The 21,645-nt window shown below is 64.6% G+C and carries 8 protein-coding genes; 6 read left to right on the top strand and 2 right to left on the bottom strand.

What is annotated here, in order from left to right; all coding sequences use genetic code 11:
- The first annotated feature begins 101 nt into the window (after window positions 1–101).
- From FJ964_RS11925 to FJ964_RS11905, 5 genes are all read left to right on the top strand, one after another.
- Complete coding sequence (locus tag FJ964_RS11925; protein WP_140550579.1) at window positions 102–935, top strand: ABC transporter ATP-binding protein; 834 nt, start codon at window positions 102–104, stop codon at window positions 933–935.
- Complete coding sequence (locus tag FJ964_RS11920; protein WP_140492076.1) at window positions 932–1,786, top strand: ABC transporter permease; 855 nt, start codon at window positions 932–934, stop codon at window positions 1,784–1,786. Before FJ964_RS11925 ends, FJ964_RS11920 begins: the two co-directional genes overlap by 4 nt.
- 76 nt (window positions 1,787–1,862) lie before the next feature.
- A complete protein-coding gene (locus FJ964_RS11915) occupies window positions 1,863–3,035 on the top strand; it encodes an ABC transporter substrate-binding protein (RefSeq protein WP_140550578.1) in 1,173 nt (390 codons plus the stop codon).
- Between the two features lie 265 nt (window positions 3,036–3,300).
- The gene (locus tag FJ964_RS11910) at window positions 3,301–4,392 is read left to right on the top strand and encodes a Gfo/Idh/MocA family oxidoreductase (RefSeq protein WP_140550938.1); all 1,092 of its coding nucleotides are present in this window, start codon (window positions 3,301–3,303) and stop codon (window positions 4,390–4,392) included.
- A gap of 219 nt (window positions 4,393–4,611) precedes the next feature.
- Window positions 4,612–6,048, top strand: a complete 1,437-nt coding sequence (locus tag FJ964_RS11905) for an amidase (RefSeq protein ID WP_140550577.1) — start codon at window positions 4,612–4,614, stop codon at window positions 6,046–6,048.
- A gap of 52 nt (window positions 6,049–6,100) precedes the next feature.
- Here the strand turns inward: FJ964_RS11905 and FJ964_RS11900 are convergent, their stop codons facing one another.
- Both FJ964_RS11900 and FJ964_RS11895 read right to left on the bottom strand, forming a co-directional pair.
- Complete coding sequence (locus FJ964_RS11900) at window positions 6,101–7,345, bottom strand: Xaa-Pro peptidase family protein (protein WP_140550576.1); 1,245 nt, start codon at window positions 7,343–7,345, stop codon at window positions 6,101–6,103.
- Between the two features lie 149 nt (window positions 7,346–7,494).
- Window positions 7,495–8,058, bottom strand: coding sequence for an invasion associated locus B family protein (locus FJ964_RS11895; RefSeq protein ID WP_140550575.1), 564 nt, complete (start codon window positions 8,056–8,058; stop codon window positions 7,495–7,497).
- Window positions 8,059–8,342: 284 nt separating this feature from the next.
- On the opposite strand from FJ964_RS11895, the gene FJ964_RS11890 reads away from it, so the two are divergent.
- Window positions 8,343–21,476 carry an S-layer family protein gene (locus FJ964_RS11890; RefSeq protein ID WP_140550574.1) on the top strand — a complete coding sequence of 4,378 codons (13,134 nt, stop codon included), beginning with the start codon at window positions 8,343–8,345 and terminating at the stop codon, window positions 21,474–21,476.
- Window positions 21,477–21,645 lie beyond the last annotated feature (169 nt).

Below are 21,645 nucleotides of genomic sequence, written 5' to 3'. Positions count from 1 at the left end.
GCCCTCAACGGCGGAACTGTCGCGCTCTTCGCTTGACACCAAAGTAGGATAGTTACAGACTGATTTTTGGCAGTCGATTGGACGCACTCTCCGAGGGGCGGATGAACGCGGGCGAAGCAACAGCGCCGAAGCTTGGTGTGCAGGCAGCGACCAAGATCTATCACACGGCATCCGGAGACCTCCTGGCGCTGGACCGCTGCAGCCTCGACGTCCACGCCAATGAAATCGTCTCGATCGTCGGCCCTTCCGGCTGCGGCAAGACCACGCTTTTGTGGTCGATGTCGGGCTTGCACAGCCTGACCGGCGGCGAGATCCGGCTCGACGGCGTCAAGATCAACGGCCCGCATCCCGACATCGGCATCGTGTTCCAGGAAGCGAACCTGCTGCCTTGGCGCAATCTTGACGCCAACATCCGCTTCCCCTTCGAGATCAAGGGCGAGAAGCCGGACCGCGCCTGGATCGCGCATCTGCTCCACCGCGTCGGGCTCGACGGTTTCGGCGGCAAGTTCCCGCGCGAGCTTTCGGGCGGCATGCAGCAGCGGGCCGCGATCGTGCGGGCGCTGGCGCCAAAACCCTCCGTGCTTTTGATGGACGAGCCGTTCGGCGCGCTCGACAGTTTTACCCGCGAGGAGATGAACCGTCTCGTCGAGGAGATCTGGCTCGACACCAAGACCACCATTGTCTTCATCACCCACTCGATCGAGGAGGCGATTTTTCTCTCCGACCGCGTGGTTGTGCTGAGCGCGCGGCCCGGCCGCGTCGCCCGGGAATATCGCGTGCCGTTCGCGCGGCCGCGCTCGCTGGAGATCATGGCGACGAAAGAGGTTTTCGACCTCACCAACCGGATCAAGATGGACATCGTCGGCGAGCGCGTCAGGCCGAAGGCGCCGGAGCAGGAACGCGTCGGCGCCGAGATCGTGAGGATCAGGCCGTGAGCGACGCCATCCCGGAATTCTCGAAGTCCAAATCGGGTGCCAAGTCCGGCGATGGGCAGGACGTCAGCCTGACCAATCTCTCGGCCTTCGCCAGCGGCCCCGGCATCAAGTCGGGCAAGGAGGTGGCGGCGATCATAGCTGTCGCCGTGATCATCATCGGCGGCATCGAATTGGCGCTGCGCCTGTTCCACGTGCCGCTCTACATCATGCCGCCACCAAGCTCGATCGCCTACGCGCTGTTCGACGAATTCCCGCTGATCGCGCCGCATCTCGGCTATACGCTGGTCGAGCTGGTTTCCGGCTTCGCCATCGGCGCCGTCGTCGGCCTGGTGCTGGCCGCCGTCATCACCCAGTTCCCTTTCGCCGAGAAGATCGTAGCGCCCTACATATTGCTTCTCGTCACCACGCCGATGCTGGCGCTGGTGCCGCTTTTGATCCTGCGTTTCGGCTTCGGCTATACGCCGCGCATCATCGCTGTGGCGCTGGCCGCCGGGCCGATGGTGATGATCAACGCCGCCACCGGCTTTCGCCGCGTCGACAGCGCCAAGATCGCGCTGGCGCGCTCCTACGGCGCCAGCACCTTGCAGATATTCTGGAAGATCCGCGCGCCGATGGCGCTGCCGATGATCCTGGTCGGGCTGATGATCGGCGCCATCTTCGGCCTGCTGACTGCCGTCGGCGCCGAGATGGTCGGCGGCGGCTTCGGCCTCGGCAACCGGCTGACCACCTATTCGTCGATGATCCAGATGCCGCAATTCTTCGCCGTGGTGCTGATCCTGTCGACGCTCGGCATCCTGATCTACGTGCTGTTCTTCCTGATCGGCAAGAAATGGGCGAGCTGGGAGGCTTGAGCGCGACCATAAGCGCCCGGGAGCCGGGCGACAGCCATCGATCAATAAAAAGGGCAATCAACAAAAGGGGAATGCCATGACTAACGAAAACTCATTCCAGACGGCGACAAGAACGGGCATCACCCGCCGCACCTTCCTGCAGGTGACCGCGGCCGGCGTCGTGACCGCCACCGCGCTCGGTGCATCGGGCTTGAAGGCCAGGGCGGCGGCCTATGGAAAATTCACCTGGATCTCGCCGCGCGGCACGCTCGAAGTGCTAGACGACTATCCCTATTGGGCAGCCAAGAAGGCAGGCTATTTCGACGGGCTCGACACCGACATGCAGCCGGGCCCGTCGGACGGCACGGCGACGGTGAAGTTCGTCGATGTCGGCCAGGCCGATATGGGCTTTCCCTCGCCCGGCGTGTTCTCCTTCGCCATCCAGAACGGCATGAAGCTGAAGTCGGTGTTCCACATGGGCGCGCGCGACACGTTCTCAATCGCCTTCCGCAAGGGCGAGGGCACGAACGACCTGAAGAAGCTGGAAGGCAAGACCATCCTGCTCGGCTCCGCCGCCTGGCAGTCGATCACTGATCCGCTGCTCGCCGCGCAAGGCGTCGACATCAAGAAGGTCAAGTATGTCGAGGCCGGCTGGCCGACCTGGGGCACGGCGCTCGCCGGCGGCCAGGGCGACGCGGCCTTGTCGTGGGAGGGGCTGCGCGCCGAATGGATTGCCAAGGGCCTCGACTTCGAATACTGGCTCGGCGTGAAGAACTCCAAGCTGCCGGCCAACACCTTCGTCGTGCGCGCGGCCGATCTGGAAGATCCCGACAAGAAGGCGTTCCTGGAAAAATATCTGCGCGGCTGGGCGATGGGGCTCGAATTCGGCTACCAGAACCCGCGCGCGGCGGTCGAAGCGGTGTTCGAGCAGTTCCCGACATTGGCCAAGAACCTCGGGCCGGAGCTCGGCACCACATCGATCCTGCAGCAGATCAACGTCTTCCGCGGCGACATGGACAAGCGCGGCGGCTGGGGCTCGCACGACATGGCGAGTTGGCAAGGCTTCTTCGACGAGATCCACAAGATCGGCCAGATCACCAATCCGGTTAAGGCCGAGGATGTCTGCACCAACGATCTCATTCCCGCGGCCAACGACTTCGACAAGGCCAAGGTCAAGGCCGATGCCGACGGCGTCAAGCTGTCGGAGGGCTTTGCCGCGCTCGATGTCGAGAAGATCAAGGCGCATCTGTTCGATTCGGCGGTGAAGTAGGGGCAAGGCATGGCTGCGCCGGCGCCGTTGCCCTGCCGGGCATTTCTCCCCGTATAGTGACGGAGAAAGACGCTGTCGTCGATGGCTTCGCCAGTCTCCCGCGTCTCAAGAAAAGGCGCGGAAGTTGCGGCCGTCTCCCTTCTCCCCATCACTACACGGGGAGAAGGTGCCGGCCGGCGGATGAGGGGCGGCGCAAGCTTCGATGACCGAGATCGGCGGCAAGAGCTTTGCCGCTCGCGATTCAATCAAGAATTGGGAGGCTGATTTGGCCGATAAGGTAAAAGTGCTGGTCGTGGGTCTCGGCAATATGGGCGCCTCGCATGCCAGCGCCTATCACCGCTCCGACGGCTTCGAGATCGTCGGCATCATGAGCCGCTCGATCAAGAGCAACAAGAAAATCCCCGCCGAACTTGCCGGCTATCCGCTCTACGAGGATTTCGACCTCGCGCTGAAGGAGACCAGGCCCGACGCCGTGTCGATCAACAGCTGGCCCAACACCCATGCCGAATACGCGCTGAAGGCGATAGCGGCCAACTGCCACGTGTTCATGGAAAAGCCGCTCGCCACCAACATCGAGGATGCCGAGAAGGTGGTGGCAGCCGCGCGTGCCAGGAACCGCAAGCTGGTGCTCGGCTATATCCTGCGAGTGCATCCATCCTGGATCAAGTTCATTGAGGTCGGCAAGACGCTGGGCAAGCCGCTGGTGATGCGCCTCAACCTCAACCAGCAGAGCAGCGGCAGCGCTTGGCACTGGCACAAGAACCTGATCGATTCGCTGATCCCGATCGTGGATTGCGGCGTCCACTATGTCGATGTCATGTGCCAGCTCACCGGCGCCAGGCCGGTGCGCGTGCACGGCATCGGCGCCAAGCTCTGGGCGGAGGCCGACAAGCAGAATTACGGCCACCTCCACGTCACCTTCGATGACGGTTCTGTCGGCTGGTACGAGGCAGGCTGGGGCCCGATGATGAGCGAGACGGCCTATTTCGTGAAGGACGTGGTCGGCCCCAAGGGCGCGGTATCGATCGTCGCCGGCCAGCAGGCGAGCAGCGCAGCGGAAGCGGCGGAGGTCTCGAACTCGGCCGACATCGACCGCCACACAAAGACCGACGCGCTGAAGATCCATTATGCGGCGGTCGACGCCGACAAGAACTTTTCGAAACCCGACGAGATCGTCAGCATGGAGGACGAGCCCGGCCACCAGGAACTCTGCGACCGCGAGCAGGCCTTCTTCCTGCGCGCCATCCGCGAGGATCTCGATCTGACCGAGCAGATGGACGCCGCCGTCAACAGCCTGCGCATCGTGCTCGCCGCCGAACAGAGCATCGAATTGGGGCGCACCGTCGAGCTGACGTGAGACAAGCGCGCTGCTGGGGGCAGCAGTTCAGGTCGGCGCCGCCCCTCACTCAGCCCTCTCCCGAGAAGAACGGGAGGCGGGTCGGTAGCATCAGAGCGCTTTCCTTCTCCCCGTCGTTACGGAGAGAAGGTGCCGGCAGGCGGCTGAGGGGCGGCGCCAACGTTGGCCCGAAGCGATAGCTCGGGCGGCGGCGCAAGGCACAAAACCGGGAGGAGAGACATGGTCACCGACAGCCTGCTGAAAACCTATGCGAACTCCGATGCGCTGGATCTTGCTGACTTGGTGCATCGGGGCGAGGTTTCACCTGCGGAACTGGTCGAAGCGGCGATCACGTTAGTCGAGAAGCTCAACCCGGCGCTCAACGCGGTCATCCATCGCCTCTATGACATGGCGCGTGCCCAGGCGCAGACGGTCGACAAGAACGCTCCCTTTGCCGGCGTGCCGTTCCTGCTCAAGGAACTGGCCTCGTCCTGGACCGGCGCGCCGAACACCAATTCCTGCTTCTATCTGAAAGACGTGGTCGCCGATTTCGACACCGAAGTGGTCCGCCGCATGAAGGCGGCCGGGCTGGTGCTGGTCGGCAAGTCGAACGCGCCCGAAAACGGCTGGTCGATCACGACGGAGCCAAAACTCTACGGCACGACGAAGAACCCGTGGAAGGAAGGCATCACGCCGGGCGGCTCGAGCGGCGGCGCGGCGGCGGCCGTAGCTTCGCGCATGGTGCCGATCGCGGAAGCCAGCGACGGCGCCGGCTCGATCCGCATTCCGGCCTCCTGCTGCGGCATCGTCGGGCTGAAGCCGTCGCGCGGACGCGTCAGCCTGGCGCCGTTCGGCGACTATTGGTATGGCGGCGCGTACTTTCTCTGCTGCTCGCGCAGCGTGCGCGACACGGCGGCCTATCTCGACGCGGTATCCGGCGCGCTGCCCGGCGATCCCTATACGCCGCCGGTCCCCGACGCCTCCTGGCTCAGCCTGTCGGCCCAGGCGCCGAAGAAGCTGCGCATCGGCTTCACCGTCACTCCGCCCAACGGCACGGCCATCGACGCCGAAGTGAAGGCGGCGGTGCTGGCGACCGTCGCGGGGCTTGAGCGGCTGGGCCATGATGTCGAGGAACACGACATGCCGCTCGACGCGGATTCCGTGTGGGCAACCTACACCAACATGACCTGCGTGCAGACGGCCGCGACATTCGACTACCATGAAACCGTGATCGGCCGACCGGTGACATCGGGTGATGTTGAGCCCGTGACCTGGGCGATCATCGAACGCGGCCGCGCCATCAGCGGCACCAGGCACATCTCCGATGTCGAGCAGCTCAGGCAGGTCGGCCGCGACATCGTCGGCAACCTTTCGCCCTACGATCTCTTCATCACCCCGACGCTGACGCAACTGCCGCGCCCGTTCGGCTATTACGATATGTCGGAAACCGACATCGACCGCTACAACGCCAAATGGTCGGATGCGGTGTTCGCCTTCCCCTTCAACATCTCAGGCCAGCCGGCGATCTCCCTGCCGCTCGGCTGGTCGAAAGACGGCGTACCGATCGGGGTGCAGCTCGTCGGCCGCTACGGCGACGAGGCGACGGTGCTGGCAGCATCGGCGCAGCTCGAACGGGAGATGCCGTGGAGGGATAGAAGGCCGCCGGTGAGCGGCTAGGTGCGCGGAATGGAGGGAGCCAATACCCCCGTCGCATTCTACGGCGCCGCCGCTATCCAATCCTCTCCAGCCGCCTCGGCAGCCGATTCATGGCCACGGGCCCGTCCGGCGTGATCAGGAACTGATCCTCCAGATTGAAGCTCGCCAACCCGTCGATGTAGAGCGGAATCTCGAAGGCCAGCACCATGCCGGCTTCGACCAGGACATCGCTGTCGGCCGCGATGAACGGCCATTGCTCCGAGAATACAGACTGCCCGACACCGTGGCCGAAATGGCCGCGGCGCCAGGAGCGCAGGCCTTGCCGCGCCAGGCTGTCGGTGGCGACGCGGTGCACATGGCCGAGCGAATTTCCCGGCATGAGTGCCGCCAACCCGTCCTCGAAGGCGCGCTCGGCGATAGCGTGCAGTCCTGCCTGATCGGCGGAAGGCGGTCCGAAGGTGTAGTTGCGCGACATGTCGGAGGCGTAGCCGCCGACCGTGCAGACCATGTCGCATTTCAGCGGATCGCCTGATATGGCCTTGGCGTCAGCGCCCTTGGCCCGGGCGCCGAGCGTCACATATTCCGCCGTCGCCACCGGATGGGACAGCCCAGTCGCAGCGTCGGAAACACCTTGCCGGTAGAGCGCGACGAGATCGGCCGGCCGCATGCCGGCCATCGCATCGACCTGCAGCCGCTCCAGCCCGGCTTCCGACAGGATGATGCCTTGCTGCAGGAGCTCGATCTCGCGTTGCGATTTGATCGCCCGCAGCCGATCCAGGACCGGGGAGCCGTCGACCATCCGGCACTGCGGCAGCAGCGCCTGCAGGGCCGCGAAATCGGCGGCCGGAACAAAGTCGAGGTCAATGCCGAACGTTGCGCGCTCCAGTCCGAATTCGGCAAGCAAGGCTTGCAGCTGGCGTACCGAGCCGGCGAGATCGAGGATGGCGGGCCGCGCGAAATCCGGCGCGCGGCCAAGCGAGACAAGGCCGGCCTCGATACGCTCCGCCAGGGGAAGGCCTTGGGCTGCCATCTCGACTGGCGCGGATTCGATCCAGATCGGGTGCGGACGCACAACCGCTTCGGGCGCGGCGATCCGCAGCTGCGCGGCATTGAAGTCCGCGACGACGACGCCCATCGGCAGGTCTTGTTTGGCCGGAATGACGGCGAAGCCGGCGCCGGCACGTCGGAACAGCCCCGCCGGGCCGATCGACGCGCCGGTCGCATAGTGGAAGGCCTCGGGCGCCGAGAGCACCAGCGCCTGCAGGCCGGCGCGTTGCATCAGTTGCGTCGCGCGCTGGCGGTCGACAAAGCCGGTCATGGTTCTCTCCGGATGGCTGAAGCGATATCGGAGCATTGCGGAAGCGGACAATCAAGCGGCACGATGCCGGTAGTCTCCGCCACAAGATGGAACTTGTCGTGGCCTGGAGCATTGCCCGGCGACGGAGGCAGGGGAGCGCGGCGAGCCCGCTACTTGATCGATTCCAGCTTGGCGAGGGCGGCGGTGAAGCCGGCCAGCGAAACCGGGATGGTGACCGGCTTGCGGGTCACCGATTCCATGCCGATGTTGAGATTGGTTCCCGATTTCATCGCCTTGATCAGCTCCGGAGGCAGCGGCGTGGCGGCATAGGCGCCGTTCTGGTCGCTGGTCTGGATGGCGATCGTCGTCTTCTGGCCCTGATCGATCTGGTAGCTGGCGCCGGAGGGCAGGAACAGCCCGTGCGGCAAAGCGAGCAGCATGGCGAGGGAGCCATTGCCGTTGTCGCGGCGCACGGTCACGGTCAGCACGCGCTGTCCGGTCTTGGCTTCGGTCAGATTCTGCGAAACCTGGCACTGGAGCTCGCTGTTCGCCGCGCCGCTTGAACAGTTCACTGCCCATGGATTGGCGTCGGCCGGCTTAGATTGAGCGGGCGGGGGCTGCGCCGGCTTGGCGTCCTCCGCAAGAGCCGGCGCGGCGACCGATGCGATCAGCCCCAGGGCGCCCAGTGTCGCGGTCAGATTTAACAGATTAGCACGCGCTAAAATGGCTGCCATGTTCTTTCATGCCCCGCATTTTTCTCGAAACGACAGGTATTTTCCTGCCGGCGGCTTGATACAATACTCCTGACTGTTCCGGAAGCCGCGCCCCGGCGAGGAGAGCCGGCAAAATTACTGTTGCGGTATTGTCACAGGTAAGAACTTTACGGCGCAACAACAGCAGTCACGACGTTGGGGACTCGCCATACAATAGAATTCGCGCAAGAATTGGTGCGGGGCGAGCAGTCCCCAAAGGGCGGCCAGGGATGGGAACTACCGAGACGTCTCGGCAGGTTGGGGGCATGGCAGCGCGCGGGGAGGATTTCCGCGTGCCTGTGGCCTATGGTCGTTCGCGCTTTGCAAGGCATCTCTGGAAGACGACGGCGCTTTCGACGCTGGCGCTGGCGTTGTCAGGCGTGGCCGCCTATGGCGAGGACGCCCTCTGGCAGCCGCAGATACGCGCTATCGTCGGCGCCGACAACAATGGCGGCAACGCCGCGCTCGAAGGCTTCATCCCGATCAAGCAGACCGCCGAATCGGTGCTGTTCCTGGACGTCAGGGCCAAGCACGATTTCAAGGACGCGTTCGGCCAGGACGTCGGCCTGGGCATTCGCCGCATCGTCAATCCCGACCTGATGCTCGGCGGCTACGCCTATCTCAATGTCGAGAACTACAACTCCAACCAGTTCACGTCAGCCACGCTCGGGGCCGAGGCCATCACCCCGCATTTCGACGCGCATGTGAACGTCTTCGTGCCGATCAAGGGCGACACGACGGACCATTCGGTATCCTCGACCCTGTCGATGGTCTCGAACCAGTTGATCGAGCAGATCTCGGTGCTCGACCATCGCGACTACGCGGCCTGGGGCATCGAGGGCGAGGTCGGCGCGCGGGTGCCGCTCAACCTTCCCGACAAGCATTCGCTGCGGCTCGACATAGGCGGCTATCATTTCGAGGATCCGCATGGCGATGACCGCGGCGTCACCGGGGTCAAGGCCGGCATCGAATATGAGATCGGCGATGTCTTCGGCACCGGAACGGCGCTGACCTTCACCGGCGAGGTGCGCAACGACAATCGCGACGACACCCAGTTCGCCGGCAGCGTGCGCCTGAGCATCCCGTTCAATCCCGGCCAAGGCGGCGCGGACAGCGGGCCGGAGCCGGTCTATCCGGTCAGCGAAGGCCTGCGCAAGCGCGTCAACGAGCGGGTGCGCGGCGACATCGGCGTCAGGATTCAGAGCCAGGATCTGCCCGGCGGCTCGACGACCCGCGTCGCCATCAACGCCGCCACCAATGCCGCCTTCGGCAAGTTCTACTACGCCGATGGCGGCCTGGCCGGCGCCGGCACGCTGGCCGATCCGACGACGCTGGATGACGCGGTGACCAAGGCAGGCGCGGGCGGTTTCGTGGTGGCGCTGGGCGGCAACGGCAACATCACCACCACCGGCACGACGCTCGCAGACGGCCAGACCGTCATCGGCGGCGGCCAAAGCGTCACCGCGAAGCTGTTCGGCGGTGGCACCGGCACCTTCAATCTGGGCGGCAGCGACGGCACCATCCAAGGCACCAACGTCGCCAACAACGTGATCACGCTCGGCAACGGCGACACGCTGAACGGCATCACCATCACCGGCGGCGCCGACGGTATCTTCGGCAACAACATCACCGGCGCCACGCTGACCAATGTCACGGTGACAGGCGGCGGCGGCAACGGCGCCGCCTTCACCGGCACCTCGACCGGCATCACCGGTTCCAATTTCACTGCAACCGGCAACGGCCTCGACGGCCTGCACATCGAAGGCGACGGCACCTACAATTTCGCCGGCACGACGCTGCTGCAGGGCAATGGTGACGACGGGCTCGATGCCAGCGGCCATGGCACCTACACATTCGCGACGCTCAACGCGAAGGACAATGCCGACCGCGGCATAACCGTTCAGGGCACCTCGACATCAGGCAGCTTCACCACTATCGGCGGCACCGTGTCGGGCAATGGCGGCGTCGGCGTCTTCATCGATCCGATCACCGCGCATGTTGTGCTGGATTCGATTACTCAGAGCGGCGGCACGTCGGGCGTCGTGCTCGATCAGGTGGCGGGCAGCTTCACCGTCAACGGCAGCACTACCGTTTCGAACACGTCAGGGCCGGCGATCGCCATTTCCGATTCGCCGGCGGCGATCCGCTTCGGCGATATCGATATCAGCGCTCCCGCCGGCGACGGCATCTCGTTTGCCGGCGTCAACGCGGCGGTTGTGGCCGGCAACATCGTCATCTCCGGCCTCGGCGTCGGCACCGGCCTCGACTTCTCCGGCAGCCATACGAACTTCACCGCGCAGTCGCTCAACATCGCCGGCACCAGTGCGGCCGGCTCGATCGGCATCGACCTCGCCTCGCCGAGTTCGGGCGGGGCAACGATCGTCATTACCGATGGCGGTGTGATCACGGGCGTCGACACCGGCGTGCGCTTCGGCATGGCCGGCTCGCTCGCCAATTCGGCCAATGCCGAATTCAGCTTCGGCGGCGGTTCGATATCAGGCATCACCGCCTCGCTCGACGCGCGCGGCCTCAACCAGACGCTCGGCCACTACGCCTTCGGTTCGACCACCTTCAGCGGCCCGCAACTGTTCGACCAGCAGAATGTCATCTTCGTCGGCGCCGCCGCGACCGGCTCGGGCACCGGCTCCTCGCTGCTCGACCTCGCCTCGATCGCCACAGCCGATGCCAACACCGACGGCTCCGCGATCTTCGTGCTGGTCAATCGCGGCACGATCGACGACGCCGATGGATTCTCGCTGAGCGCCGGGCAGACGCTGGCCTCGTTCGGCAACGGGCGGACCTTCTCGCTCGGCGGCATCCCGGTCAACGTCACGGGCGACAACGTCGAGCACGCCAGCGCCGTCTCGGACGCCGCCGGCGCGGCGACGCTGACCAGTTCGGCCGGCGCGGACACGGTCACGCTGGCCAACAACACCTCGCTGCTCGACTTCAACCTCTCGAACGCCAATCCCGGCGGCAACGGCATCCATGGCAACAACGTCACCGGCGTGACGATAGGCGGCGTCAATGTCAGCGGCGCCGGCCTGAACGGGCTGCTGTTCGAGGGCGCCAGCAATGTCAGCGCCAACAATCTGACCTCGACCGGTAATGTCGGCGACGGCCTGCGTATCGACGGCGACGGCAGTTATGCCTTCAACGGCACGACGGGGCTTTCGGGCAATGGCGGCAGCGGCCTGTCCATCACCGGCGACGGAAATTACGCGTTCCAGACACTGAACGCATCCGACAATTTCGACTTCGGCGTCAACGTTCTCTCCGCGGCCGGCACATTCAGCACCACGGGCGGCGCGATCTCTGGCAACGGCGGTGGCGGGGTCGCCATGTTCGGCGCCAATCTCGACGTCACGCTAGCTAGCCTGACGCAGGACGGCGGCCTGTTCGGCGCCATACTCATCGGCGTATCCGGAAACTTCGCCATTTCCGGCGCAACGACGGTCAGCAACGCCTCTCTCGGCGGCCTCGGCATCTTCGACAGCACCGCCGATTTCACTTTCGGAGCCGTCGACATCTCGGACATCACCGGCGTCGGCATCGACCTCCAGAATTCCGGCGGCGCGGTCACCTTCGGCGGGCCGGTCACCCTGACCCATATCGACAACCAGGGCATCCTCGCCACCGGCAGCGCCGGCACGATCACCTTTAGCGGCCCGGTCAACATGTCCGATCCCGGAGACGGCATCTGGCTGGAAAACAACACCGGCGCCGTTTCGTTCAGCGGCGCCGTCACCATCGACCAGCCGTTCGATAGCGGCATCGACGTCGTCGGCACCAACGGCAATATCAGCTTCGACGACATCGATATCACCGGCCTGTGCAATTGCTCCACCGCGCTCGACCTCTCGGGCAGCACCTCGACCTTCACCGCCGCCACGCTCGACATCAGCGGCAGTTCCGGCGGCTCCTCGATCGGCATCGACCTGTCGGGCACCAATGGCGGCTCGGTGAGCATCGGCGGCGGCGTCATCACCGGTGTCGACACCGGCGTCCAGATGGGCACCAACGGCCTGGCCGGAAGCACCGCCAACACGGCGTTCTCGTTCGGCGCGGCCGGCGGCGCGTCGATATCAGGCGTCATCGCCTCGCTCGACATGCGCGGCCTGCTCGCCGGCAGCGGCACCTATGCCCTCAACGGCACGCACCTGGTCGGACCGCAACTGTTCGACACGGCCGACGTCGTCTTCGTCGGCTCGACCAGCACCGGTACCGGCGACGGTTCCAGCGTCGCCAACCTGATCGATGCCGCAGCCGCCGACGACCTGACAACCAACGCCAACACGACCTTCGTGCTGGTCAAGACGGCGGCGGTGCAGACCACCGACACCGATGCCGACGGTTTCACGCTGGCCAGCGGCCAGTCGCTGGTCTCCTTCGCCAACGGCGCCACCATCAGCCTGGGCGGGCCGCCCGCCAACGTCACCGGCGCCGAGGTCGTCACGGGCGCGACGATGAGCGATCCGACGGGCTTCGGCGGCGCGACGCTGAACAACGGCGCCGGCAACACGATCGACCTCGCCAGTGGCAACACCGTCTCCAACCTCAGCGTCAACAGCTCGTTCCTGGCGATCGACGGCACGGCGTCGATCAACGGTCTCACCAGCACCGGCGTGACGATCCTGGGCGGGGTGATCGGGCTTTACCTCGGCAGCGCGTCGGGCGCGATCACTGTCAATGATCTGACCATCCAGGGGTCGGTGCCGAACGGCGTCGTGCTGGCCAACACATCCGCGACGGTCGACTTCACCGGCACCACCACGATCGCCGGCGGCAGCAACATCGCGCTGCTGGTCAATAATTTCGACGGCACCGCCAATTTCGCCGATCTCGACATATCAGGCGGCAGCGGTCTCGGCATCGCGATCCTCAACGGCTCGAGCGGAAGCCTGACCTTCGGGGCGGCCAGCTCCATCGCCAACACCGGCGGCAGCGCGATCGTTATCGGCAGTTCGTCGGCCGACGTCGCCTATGACGGCACGATCAGCCAGAGCAGCGCGGCGAAAGCCGTCAGGATCGACGGCACCACCGGCGGCCTGATCACATTCGGCGGCTCCATCACCTCGACCGGCACTGGCGGCCTCTTCGATATCGGGGAGACGATCGCCCCCACCGACACCGCGATCCGCTTCACGGGTCCGCTGACGGCGACCGGCGGCGGTGGCGCGTCGATCACCAGTCTTGGCAGCGGCTCGACATTCGAGGTCAGCGGCACGCTGTCGATCACCGGCGCGACCGGCGACGGCCTTTCGATCGCGGGCGTCACCAGCACCGCCAGCGCGGCCTTCGGCGCGGTCACGATCACCGGCGCTGGCGGCAACGGCATCGACATTTCCGGCAATGCCGGCCAGGTGAGCTTCGGCACGACCAATGTGACCATGGGCGCGGCCGCCAACATGGCCGGCATCAATTTCAGCGGCACCAACAACAACGTGAATTTCGGCACGACCACCGTCAGCGGCCTGGGCGCCGGCGCCAACCAGAAGGCCATCGACTTCGCCGGCTCGGCCACGACGGCCGGTTTCGGCCTGACGACCATCACCGGAAATGACGATGCGAGCTCGCGCGGCATCGACCTGTCCTCGACGACAGGCAACCGCACCATCACCTTCCTGACCGGGTCGTCGATCTCCGGCGCCGGCATCGGCGTCGACCTGTCGTCCGGCCAGACGACGGCGACCAGCGCCAATGCCAACTTCACCTTCGGCGACGGCGAATTCGCCGACGCCAACGGCCGCAATTCCACGATCACCGCGGCGGCGGGCAATTTCACCGTCAACACGGTGGGCCTCGCCGCGACCGGCAATTACGATTTCGACGACGTTGCCTTCACCGGCAACGCCAATCTGGCCAGCGCCGTCGGCGGGACCACCATGGTGTCGCAGAATGGCGGCGTCATCGCCGCCGGCACATTTGGGCTCAGCACGTCGGTCAATACCATCTCGGTTGCCGATGCCGATCTCCTGGCCGGCACGCAGACCTTTGCCTTCGTTGGCACGGTCGATCTCAGCGGCACGCCGTTCACGCTCGATTCCGGCCAGTCGATCACCGGCTTCGGCAACGGCAACGCCATCACCACGACCGGCACCATCCAGCCGGTGAACGTGCAGGGCAATCTCGGCGCCACCGGCGGCGACGTCACCGGCGACGCAGGCGTGGTCAGGAGCACGGGCAGCGATACCCTGCATCTGCTCGGCAGCAATCAGGTGCGCAACACCGACTTCGACTTCACCGGCGGCAGCGGCTCGGTCTTCACCATCGACCAGAGCGCCGGCAGCTTCAACAATGCCGGCGGCATCGTCATCGAAGGCGTCAAGGTCAGCAATGTCGCCGCCGGCCAGACGGCGTTCAAGGTCGCCGGCCTCGACACCAACTTGTCGATCACCAACAACAACGTCAACGTCGGCGGCACGCTGCTCGACGTCAACGGCGGCGCCGGCAATATCACCGTGACGCGCGGCACCTTGCCCAATGGCGGGCCGGCCGGCACGCTGACCGGCGGCGGCATCTCGATCGCCAATCACGGCGGCAATCTGATCAATTTCACGGACAAGGTGACCGTTGGCGGCAACGGCGTCTCGCTCACCAACAATCTCGGCACAACCATCAACTTCACCGATGTGGGCATTTCCACGAATGGCGCCACGGCGTTCAGCGCCACCGGCGGCGGCACGATCAACGTCCTGACGGGCACGGTCAATGCCACCAACGCCCAGGCGGTGGCGCTCGACGGCATCACCGGCAACATCAATTTCGCCTCGACCAGCGCGACGTTCGGTTCCGGCAGCGGCATCGACCTGCAGAACCTCGGCGGCACGTTCAATTTCGGCACAGGCACGCTGACCAACACCGGTTCGGGCACGGCCTTCAATGTCGGCTCGGCCACCAATGCGAGCGGCGGCAACGCGAACATATCCTACGCCGGCGCTATCGTCAGCAACGGCACCGGCGCGGCGGTCTCGATCCAGGAACTGACCGGCGGTTCTGTAACGCTGTCGGGCAATCTGACCGACGCCGTGAATACCTCCGCCGGCGGTAATGTCGTCGTTGCCGGCATCGACAACGGCACGGCGGCGACGGTCACCTTCTCCGGCACGACCAAGCAGATCAGCTCGGGCGCGACGGACGGCGTCAATCTCGGCCTCTTGGGCAATTTTCCGGCAGGTACGCCGACGCCCAACACGAACGGCACGATCAACTTCACCCAGGGCGGCCTGGCCATAACGACGACGGACGGGACAGGCTTCGTCGCCGGCTATGGTGGCACTGTCAGCGTGTCCGGCGCCGGCAACACGATCGCCGCCTCAAACGGCAACGGGTTGGTCATATCCTCCGCCGATGTGGGCAGCGATGGCGTCACCTTCGACAGCATCTCGGCGAAATCCAACAGCGATGGCGCCGGCGTCTTCCTGTGGGGCTCTGTCCTCGCTGGTGACGTCGACATCGGCGGCCTGAGAGATACCGGATACACAGGCGCCTCGCTGTTCGGCCTGAGCGGCACTGGCGAGGTTAATTTCACCGGCACGACCGATCTCGACGTCAGCTATACCGGGTTCGACATTGGTGGGCCTCAGGTAGGCACCATAAACATCGCCAATGTCGCGGGATCCGCCCTGACCATCGATGGCGGCCAGTTCGGCATCAAACAGAGCTCGCAGGGCGGAACCGTAAACGTCGGCGTCAACGGCAGCGCCAGCATCACAAACACCACCCTTGCGGCCCTCAGCCTCGGCGGCGGCAATGACCTGGCCTTTACCACGCTGACCTACAACGGTTCGATCACGATCGGTGCCGGCGCGGTGTTGAGCGCCAGCGGCGACGGCACCCGTCTGAACATGAGCGGGTCAGTCAATTCCACCACGTCATCGACAGCCTTCGACTTCTTTGGTCATGCCGATGGCATATACGATATTTCGAGCACCATCGACCACAGCGGCGGCAAAGGTGTCGCTATCGGCGGCTCCGCCAACGGCACAGTCACCTTCTCAGGCACGTCGAAGAAATTCGACACCGGCGCCAACGATGCCATCGTCAAAGCGCCTGTATACGTAATGGACCCTCAGACCAAGGGCACGCTGGCCTTCACCAATGGCGGTCTCGTCATCACCACGACCAGCGGCGCCGGCTTCATCGCCAGCACCACCGGCTCCGGCACGGTCACCGTCAGCGGCTCCGGCAACACCATCACCACCACGACAGGCACCGCGCTCAAGCTCGACGGCGCGAGCGTCGGGGCGGGCGGCATCACTTTCGGCTCGGTTTCGGCCAATGACGCGGCGACCGGCGTTTCGCTCAACAATGTCAGCGGCGGCGGGCTCGATCTCGGCGCGGTCGACCTGGAAGGCATCACCTCGCGCGGCGTCGACATTTCGGGCACGCTCGGCTCGACGTTGGACTTCGATAGCCTGAAGATAGGCCTCAATGCCCCGAGCGCGATCGGTCTCGATCTCAATGGCGCTTCGCTCGGCGCGAGCACCATCACGGCGGGCGATTTCGACGTCGACGGCGGCAGCTTCGCCGGCACGATCGGCATCGACATGGCCGGCACGACCGGCACCGGCACGATCCAGCTCGGCGACGCCGCCAACAACAATCCGGCGGGCCAGACCTCGACCATCGGCAATGTCGGCTATGGCGTCCAGTTCTCCAGCGCCACCAACGCCAGGCTGGTGTTCGGCGACGGCGCGGGCCTGGCCGAATCGACGATCGCGACCACCGGTGGCCAGGTCATCCACGCCACCGACACCCTGCCGACCAATGGCGACTACAATTTCAACGACGTCACCTTCACCGGCGACACGTCGAACCTGTCCGCGTACAAGGTCTACTACGTCACCACCGATGCCACCGGCGGCGGCGACGGCAGCTTCCTCAATCCAGGCACCTATGCCAACGCCCAGGCGTCCACGGCCAATGTCATTGTGCTGATCGACAAGAACGGCACCGGTAGCCAGGAAACGATCAACCTGAGCGGCACGTCGTTCCAGCTCGATGACGGGCAGGTGTTGCTCGCCTTCGGGCAAAACGATGCGGCCATCGATGTTTCGCAGCTCGGTGTCGACACCAGCAGCGGCGCGTCGGCGGCATTCCATTTCACCACGGTGCAGAATTCGCCGATCATCGCCGCACCGGCCGGCATCGACACGCTGCGGCCGATCCTGCAGAGCAACACTGCCGGCTCGGTGATCACCCTGGCGACCAGTGGTACAGGCCCGATCACCGGCGGCATTGAGAATCTCATCCTCCGCAACACCGGCACCGGCGCCGGTATTGCCGTCGATGCGTCGGCCGCGTCGAGTTTCTTCCTCCGCAACAACGACATATCAGCCGGCGGCAGGGCGCTCGACTTCTCCACATCAGGCGCGGCGTCCAACACGCTGCTGCTTTCGATCGATGGCAATTCGCTGCAATCGACGGGATCCGCGCTGGCCGCGTCCTTCGCCGGCCAGAACATCAGCGACACGCAGAACTCGATCGCTATCCGGTCCTTCTCCGGCAACACGGTCGTCGGCGGCACCGGCGGCGGCATCGCCTTCACCAATGTCCGTTTCGATTCCGACGGCGCCGGCGGCTTCGTCAGCGCCGGCACGCTCGACATCGGCACCACTGGTGCGCGCGTCCAGGGGAACGGCCTGAGCCTCACGGGCACCAGTGGTACGCTCGATCTCGGCACCTTCACCGTTGCCAACAATGGCGGCACCGGCGTGCTCGTCGACACCAAGGGCCCGCCCGCCACTACATTCACGCTGAACAGCAGCGACGGCACGGTCGATACCACCAACGGCGCAGCGTTCAATCTCGACCCGCTGACCGTAAACTTGACGGTGGCCAGCGTCACCGCCAGCGGCGGCGCCAGCGGCATCATCTTCGACGGCGTCACCGGCACGTTCACGGTCACCGGCGCGACCACCGTCACCGGCACGACGGGCGCCGGCATCAGTTCCAACGCCGGCAATCCCACTGGCACCTTCAATTTCAACACGGTGACGGTGAACAACACGGCCTCGACGGGCGGCGGCATCGGCTGGGAGAGCGGCACGCTCAACGTCGGCGGGCTCGCCGACATAGATACGACCAGCGGAGCTGGCCTGTTCCAGGGCGGCGGCACGACCAGCTTCAACGGCGGGCTGACAATCGACACCACCACCGGCGCTGGCATTACCGGCCCCGGCGGGACGATCAACATCATCGCCACCGCCGGCAGCGAAACGGTGAATTCCACCAGCTACAAGGCGATCGATCTCACCAATGCCACCCTCGACATCACGCTCGACTCGACGTCATCCGGCGGCGGCGGTGTCGTCCTGACCAATGTCACCGGCGCCGCCAGCCTCGGCACCGGCGCGCTGAGCGGCGGCGGTGGCACGGCATTCAGCGTCGGCGGTGGCACCGTAAGCACCACCTATGGCGGCAGCATCACCCAGGCGAGCAACACGGCTCTGGTATCGGTTTCAGCAGGCCATACGGGCACGCTGACCTTCTCGGGCACGCTGTCGGCAACCAACGGCACCGGCCTGCAATTCGACAATGCCGACGGCGCCTACAATTTCAACGGCACGACGACCTTGAATGGCGGCGACGCCGGCATCGATATCGTCAACAATTCGGGCGGCACGTTCAACTTCGGCACCAGCACCTCGATCGTTACCCCGAACAGCACGGCCTTCAACGTCGACGCAAGCGCGGCGAACGTCACCTATAGCGGCAACATCACCCAGGCCGGCAATGCCGCGCTAATCGCCATCGCCGGCCACACCACGGGAACGATCACCTTCCAGACCGGCACGCTGTCGGCAACCAACGGCACCGGCCTGCAATTCGACAATGCCGACGGCACCTACAATTTTAACGGCACGACGACGCTCGCCGGCGGCGATGCCGGCGTCGATATCACGACCGGGTCGGGCGGCACGTTCGGCTTCGGCACCGGCACCTCGATCACCAATCCGAGCGGTGTCGGTTTCCTTGTCAATGGCGGCACTTCAAACGTCACCTACAATGGTACGGTCGGCAAAACCCTGGCCGGCAAGATCGTCGATATCTCCGGGGTCACCGGCGGCACGATCACTCTGGCCGGTAATCTCACCGCCAGCGGCGACTTGGACAACGGCATCTTCGTCCATGGCAACACGGGCGGCACGTTTACCTTCAGCGGTGCCACCAAGACATTGACCACCGGCACCAACACCGCTGTCGAGCTGGCGACCAATACGGGCGCGACGATAAACTTCAGCAATGGCGGTCTTGCCATCACCACCACAGGCGGCATCGGCTTCAGCGCCACAGGCGGCGGCACGGTGAGCGTCACGGGGTCCGGCAACACGATTTCGACCGGCAGCGGCGCGGCGGTTAACATGGACACCGTCGCTGTCGGCGCCGGCGGCATGACCTTCGCTTCCACGAACACGAGCGCCGGCAGCGGCAGCGCCGTAATCCTCGACACCGTTACCGGCGGAACGGTCAACCTCGGCGGTGGCGCGCTGGTCGGCGGCGGCAGTGCCACGATCCGCATCGGCGACGGTGCGGGCGGCGCCAACACCGGCGGCACGGCGGCTTTCGCCTATGCCGGTACCATCGCCAGCGGAACCAGCCGTGCAATCGATATCCAGGACCGCGCCGCTGGCGCCGGCAATATCACGCTCTCGGGCAACATCAGCCACAATGTGGCCGGCCAGACCGGCATCCTCCTGGACGACAACACCGCCGGCACGATTACTTTCTCTGGTGCCTCCAAGTCGATCACGTCGGGCAGCGCGACAGCCGTCAACCTGACGGACAATGCCGGCGCGACGGTCAACTTCACCAATGGCGGCCTGGTCATCAGCACGACCAGCGGCATCGGCTTCAACGCCACCGGTGCGGGTCCGGCAGCAACCACCGGCGGCACGGTGACGGTGATGGGCACCGGCAACACGATAACATCCGGTACCGGCACCGCGCTCAACGTCGCCAACACGACGATCGGCGGCTCGGGACTGACCTTCCAGAACATTTCGGCCAATGGTGGTACTAACGGCATCGTACTGAACAATACGGGCTCGGGTGCATTGACGGTGACGGGTGTCGGTACTGCCGCCGGCTCGGGCGGCACCGTTCAGAACACAACCGGGCGCGGCGCCAGTTTCATCAACGCGAGCAACATCACGTTGAAGAACATGAACTTCACCAATGCCGGCACCGCTGATCTCGATGCCGACAATTCGGGACTTTCTAGCGGCGACAACCTCGTGACCAACGCCGCCATCCACCTTCAAAATGTCTCTACGGTGACGCTGGACCGGATCGCCGTTTCGGGTGGGGCCGAGCAAGGCATCAACGGCAATATCGTTTCGAACTTTACGCTGAGCAACAGCAGTATATCGAACGCCGGCAATGAGGCGGACGAGGACGGCATCCATTTCTACAATATGTTCGGCACCAGCGCGGTTACCAACACCACGATTACTGGCAGCGGCGACGACAACTTCAATTTGCAGACACAGTCGGGCACACTCGCCCTGACGATTTCAGGCGGTAGCTCGACCAGCGCCGTGCTTGGCAGCGGCTATCTGTTCGGCATCCGTGGAACCTCGAACGCTACGATCAACTTCTCGGGGGCCAATTCGAGCGGCAACTTCAGCGGCGGTATCGTGGCGGACGCCTTCGATACGGCAACGATGAACCTGAACGTCATCAACAGCACATCGAGCAGCAACAACGATCAGCTGTCCGTCAGCGCCGGCGACAACAGCGATGTGAGCCTGGTCGCCACAGGCAACACGCTGAGCAGTACAGCCGCGGGCGACTTCGTCGCAGTGAGCCTGCTCGGGTCGGCGTTCGACAACAGCTTTACTTTTGATGCTCGAATTGAAAGCAACACCATCACCGTCGCCAACGGGCTGATAGCGGACGGCATATCGGTGTTCAACGCTGGCGGTGGCGCCATGCGGGTGGGAATCAAAAATAACACGATCGACTATGCGGGCACGCAACGCGCCATATTTGTCCAGACCGGCCAAGACGGCGCCGGCAGCATCCTAGCCCAGATTACCGGCAACGCGATTGACATCAAACTAGATGGAGCCGGAAATGCAGTTGCTGGCATTCTCGTTCAGTCAGGCATCGCGTCGCCGTCGGGAGATGGTTCGTCCGTCGATCTGAACATAGGCGGCACCGGTGCTCTCGCCAACACCTTCACCCATTCGCTTGGCGGCAGCATGGCTGCTGGTGACATCCGGGTACGTCAGCGCAACAACGGGACGATCAATCTTAATGGCTACGCCGGGGGTGCCACGGATCTCGCCGCCGCGATCACTTATCTCAACGGCCGCAATACAGTTGTTTCTACGTCTACCACGACGGCCGACTCGACCGGATTTACCGGGCTTGCCACTCCCCCGTTCCCCTGATGCCGGAGCGGATGCGTTGAGGGCGACACTCCTCAGCTATGTCAAGATATACATCGCTTATCTGTTCATTTGTTGCGTAAATACTATTTATTATCGGCATAAATGTACCGTCCAAAAAAACCTAAGTAGACTTTCCTGTCGTTCTGTGTATTTTGCTAACATTTAGTGA

The organism is Mesorhizobium sp. B2-3-2 (assembly GCF_006442295.1).
Taxonomy (GTDB): domain Bacteria; phylum Pseudomonadota; class Alphaproteobacteria; order Rhizobiales; family Rhizobiaceae; genus Mesorhizobium.
Note: the sequence above shows the minus strand (reverse complement) of the source record. Positions and strands in the feature narration are given on the sequence as shown.

What these genes read in the sequence shown, in the direction of transcription:
- FJ964_RS11925 (WP_140550579.1), top strand. Translation starts at nt 102, where the DNA reads ATGAACGCGGGCGAAGCAACAGCGCCGAAGCTTGGTGTGCAGGCAGCG.
- FJ964_RS11895 (WP_140550575.1), bottom strand. Translation starts at nt 8,058, where the DNA reads ATGGCAGCCATTTTAGCGCGTGCTAATCTGTTAAATCTGACCGCGACA.
- FJ964_RS11915 (WP_140550578.1), top strand. Translation starts at nt 1,863, where the DNA reads ATGACTAACGAAAACTCATTCCAGACGGCGACAAGAACGGGCATCACC.
- FJ964_RS11905 (WP_140550577.1), top strand. Translation starts at nt 4,612, where the DNA reads ATGGTCACCGACAGCCTGCTGAAAACCTATGCGAACTCCGATGCGCTG.
- FJ964_RS11890 (WP_140550574.1), top strand. Translation starts at nt 8,343, where the DNA reads ATGGCAGCGCGCGGGGAGGATTTCCGCGTGCCTGTGGCCTATGGTCGT.
- FJ964_RS11900 (WP_140550576.1), bottom strand. Translation starts at nt 7,345, where the DNA reads ATGACCGGCTTTGTCGACCGCCAGCGCGCGACGCAACTGATGCAACGC.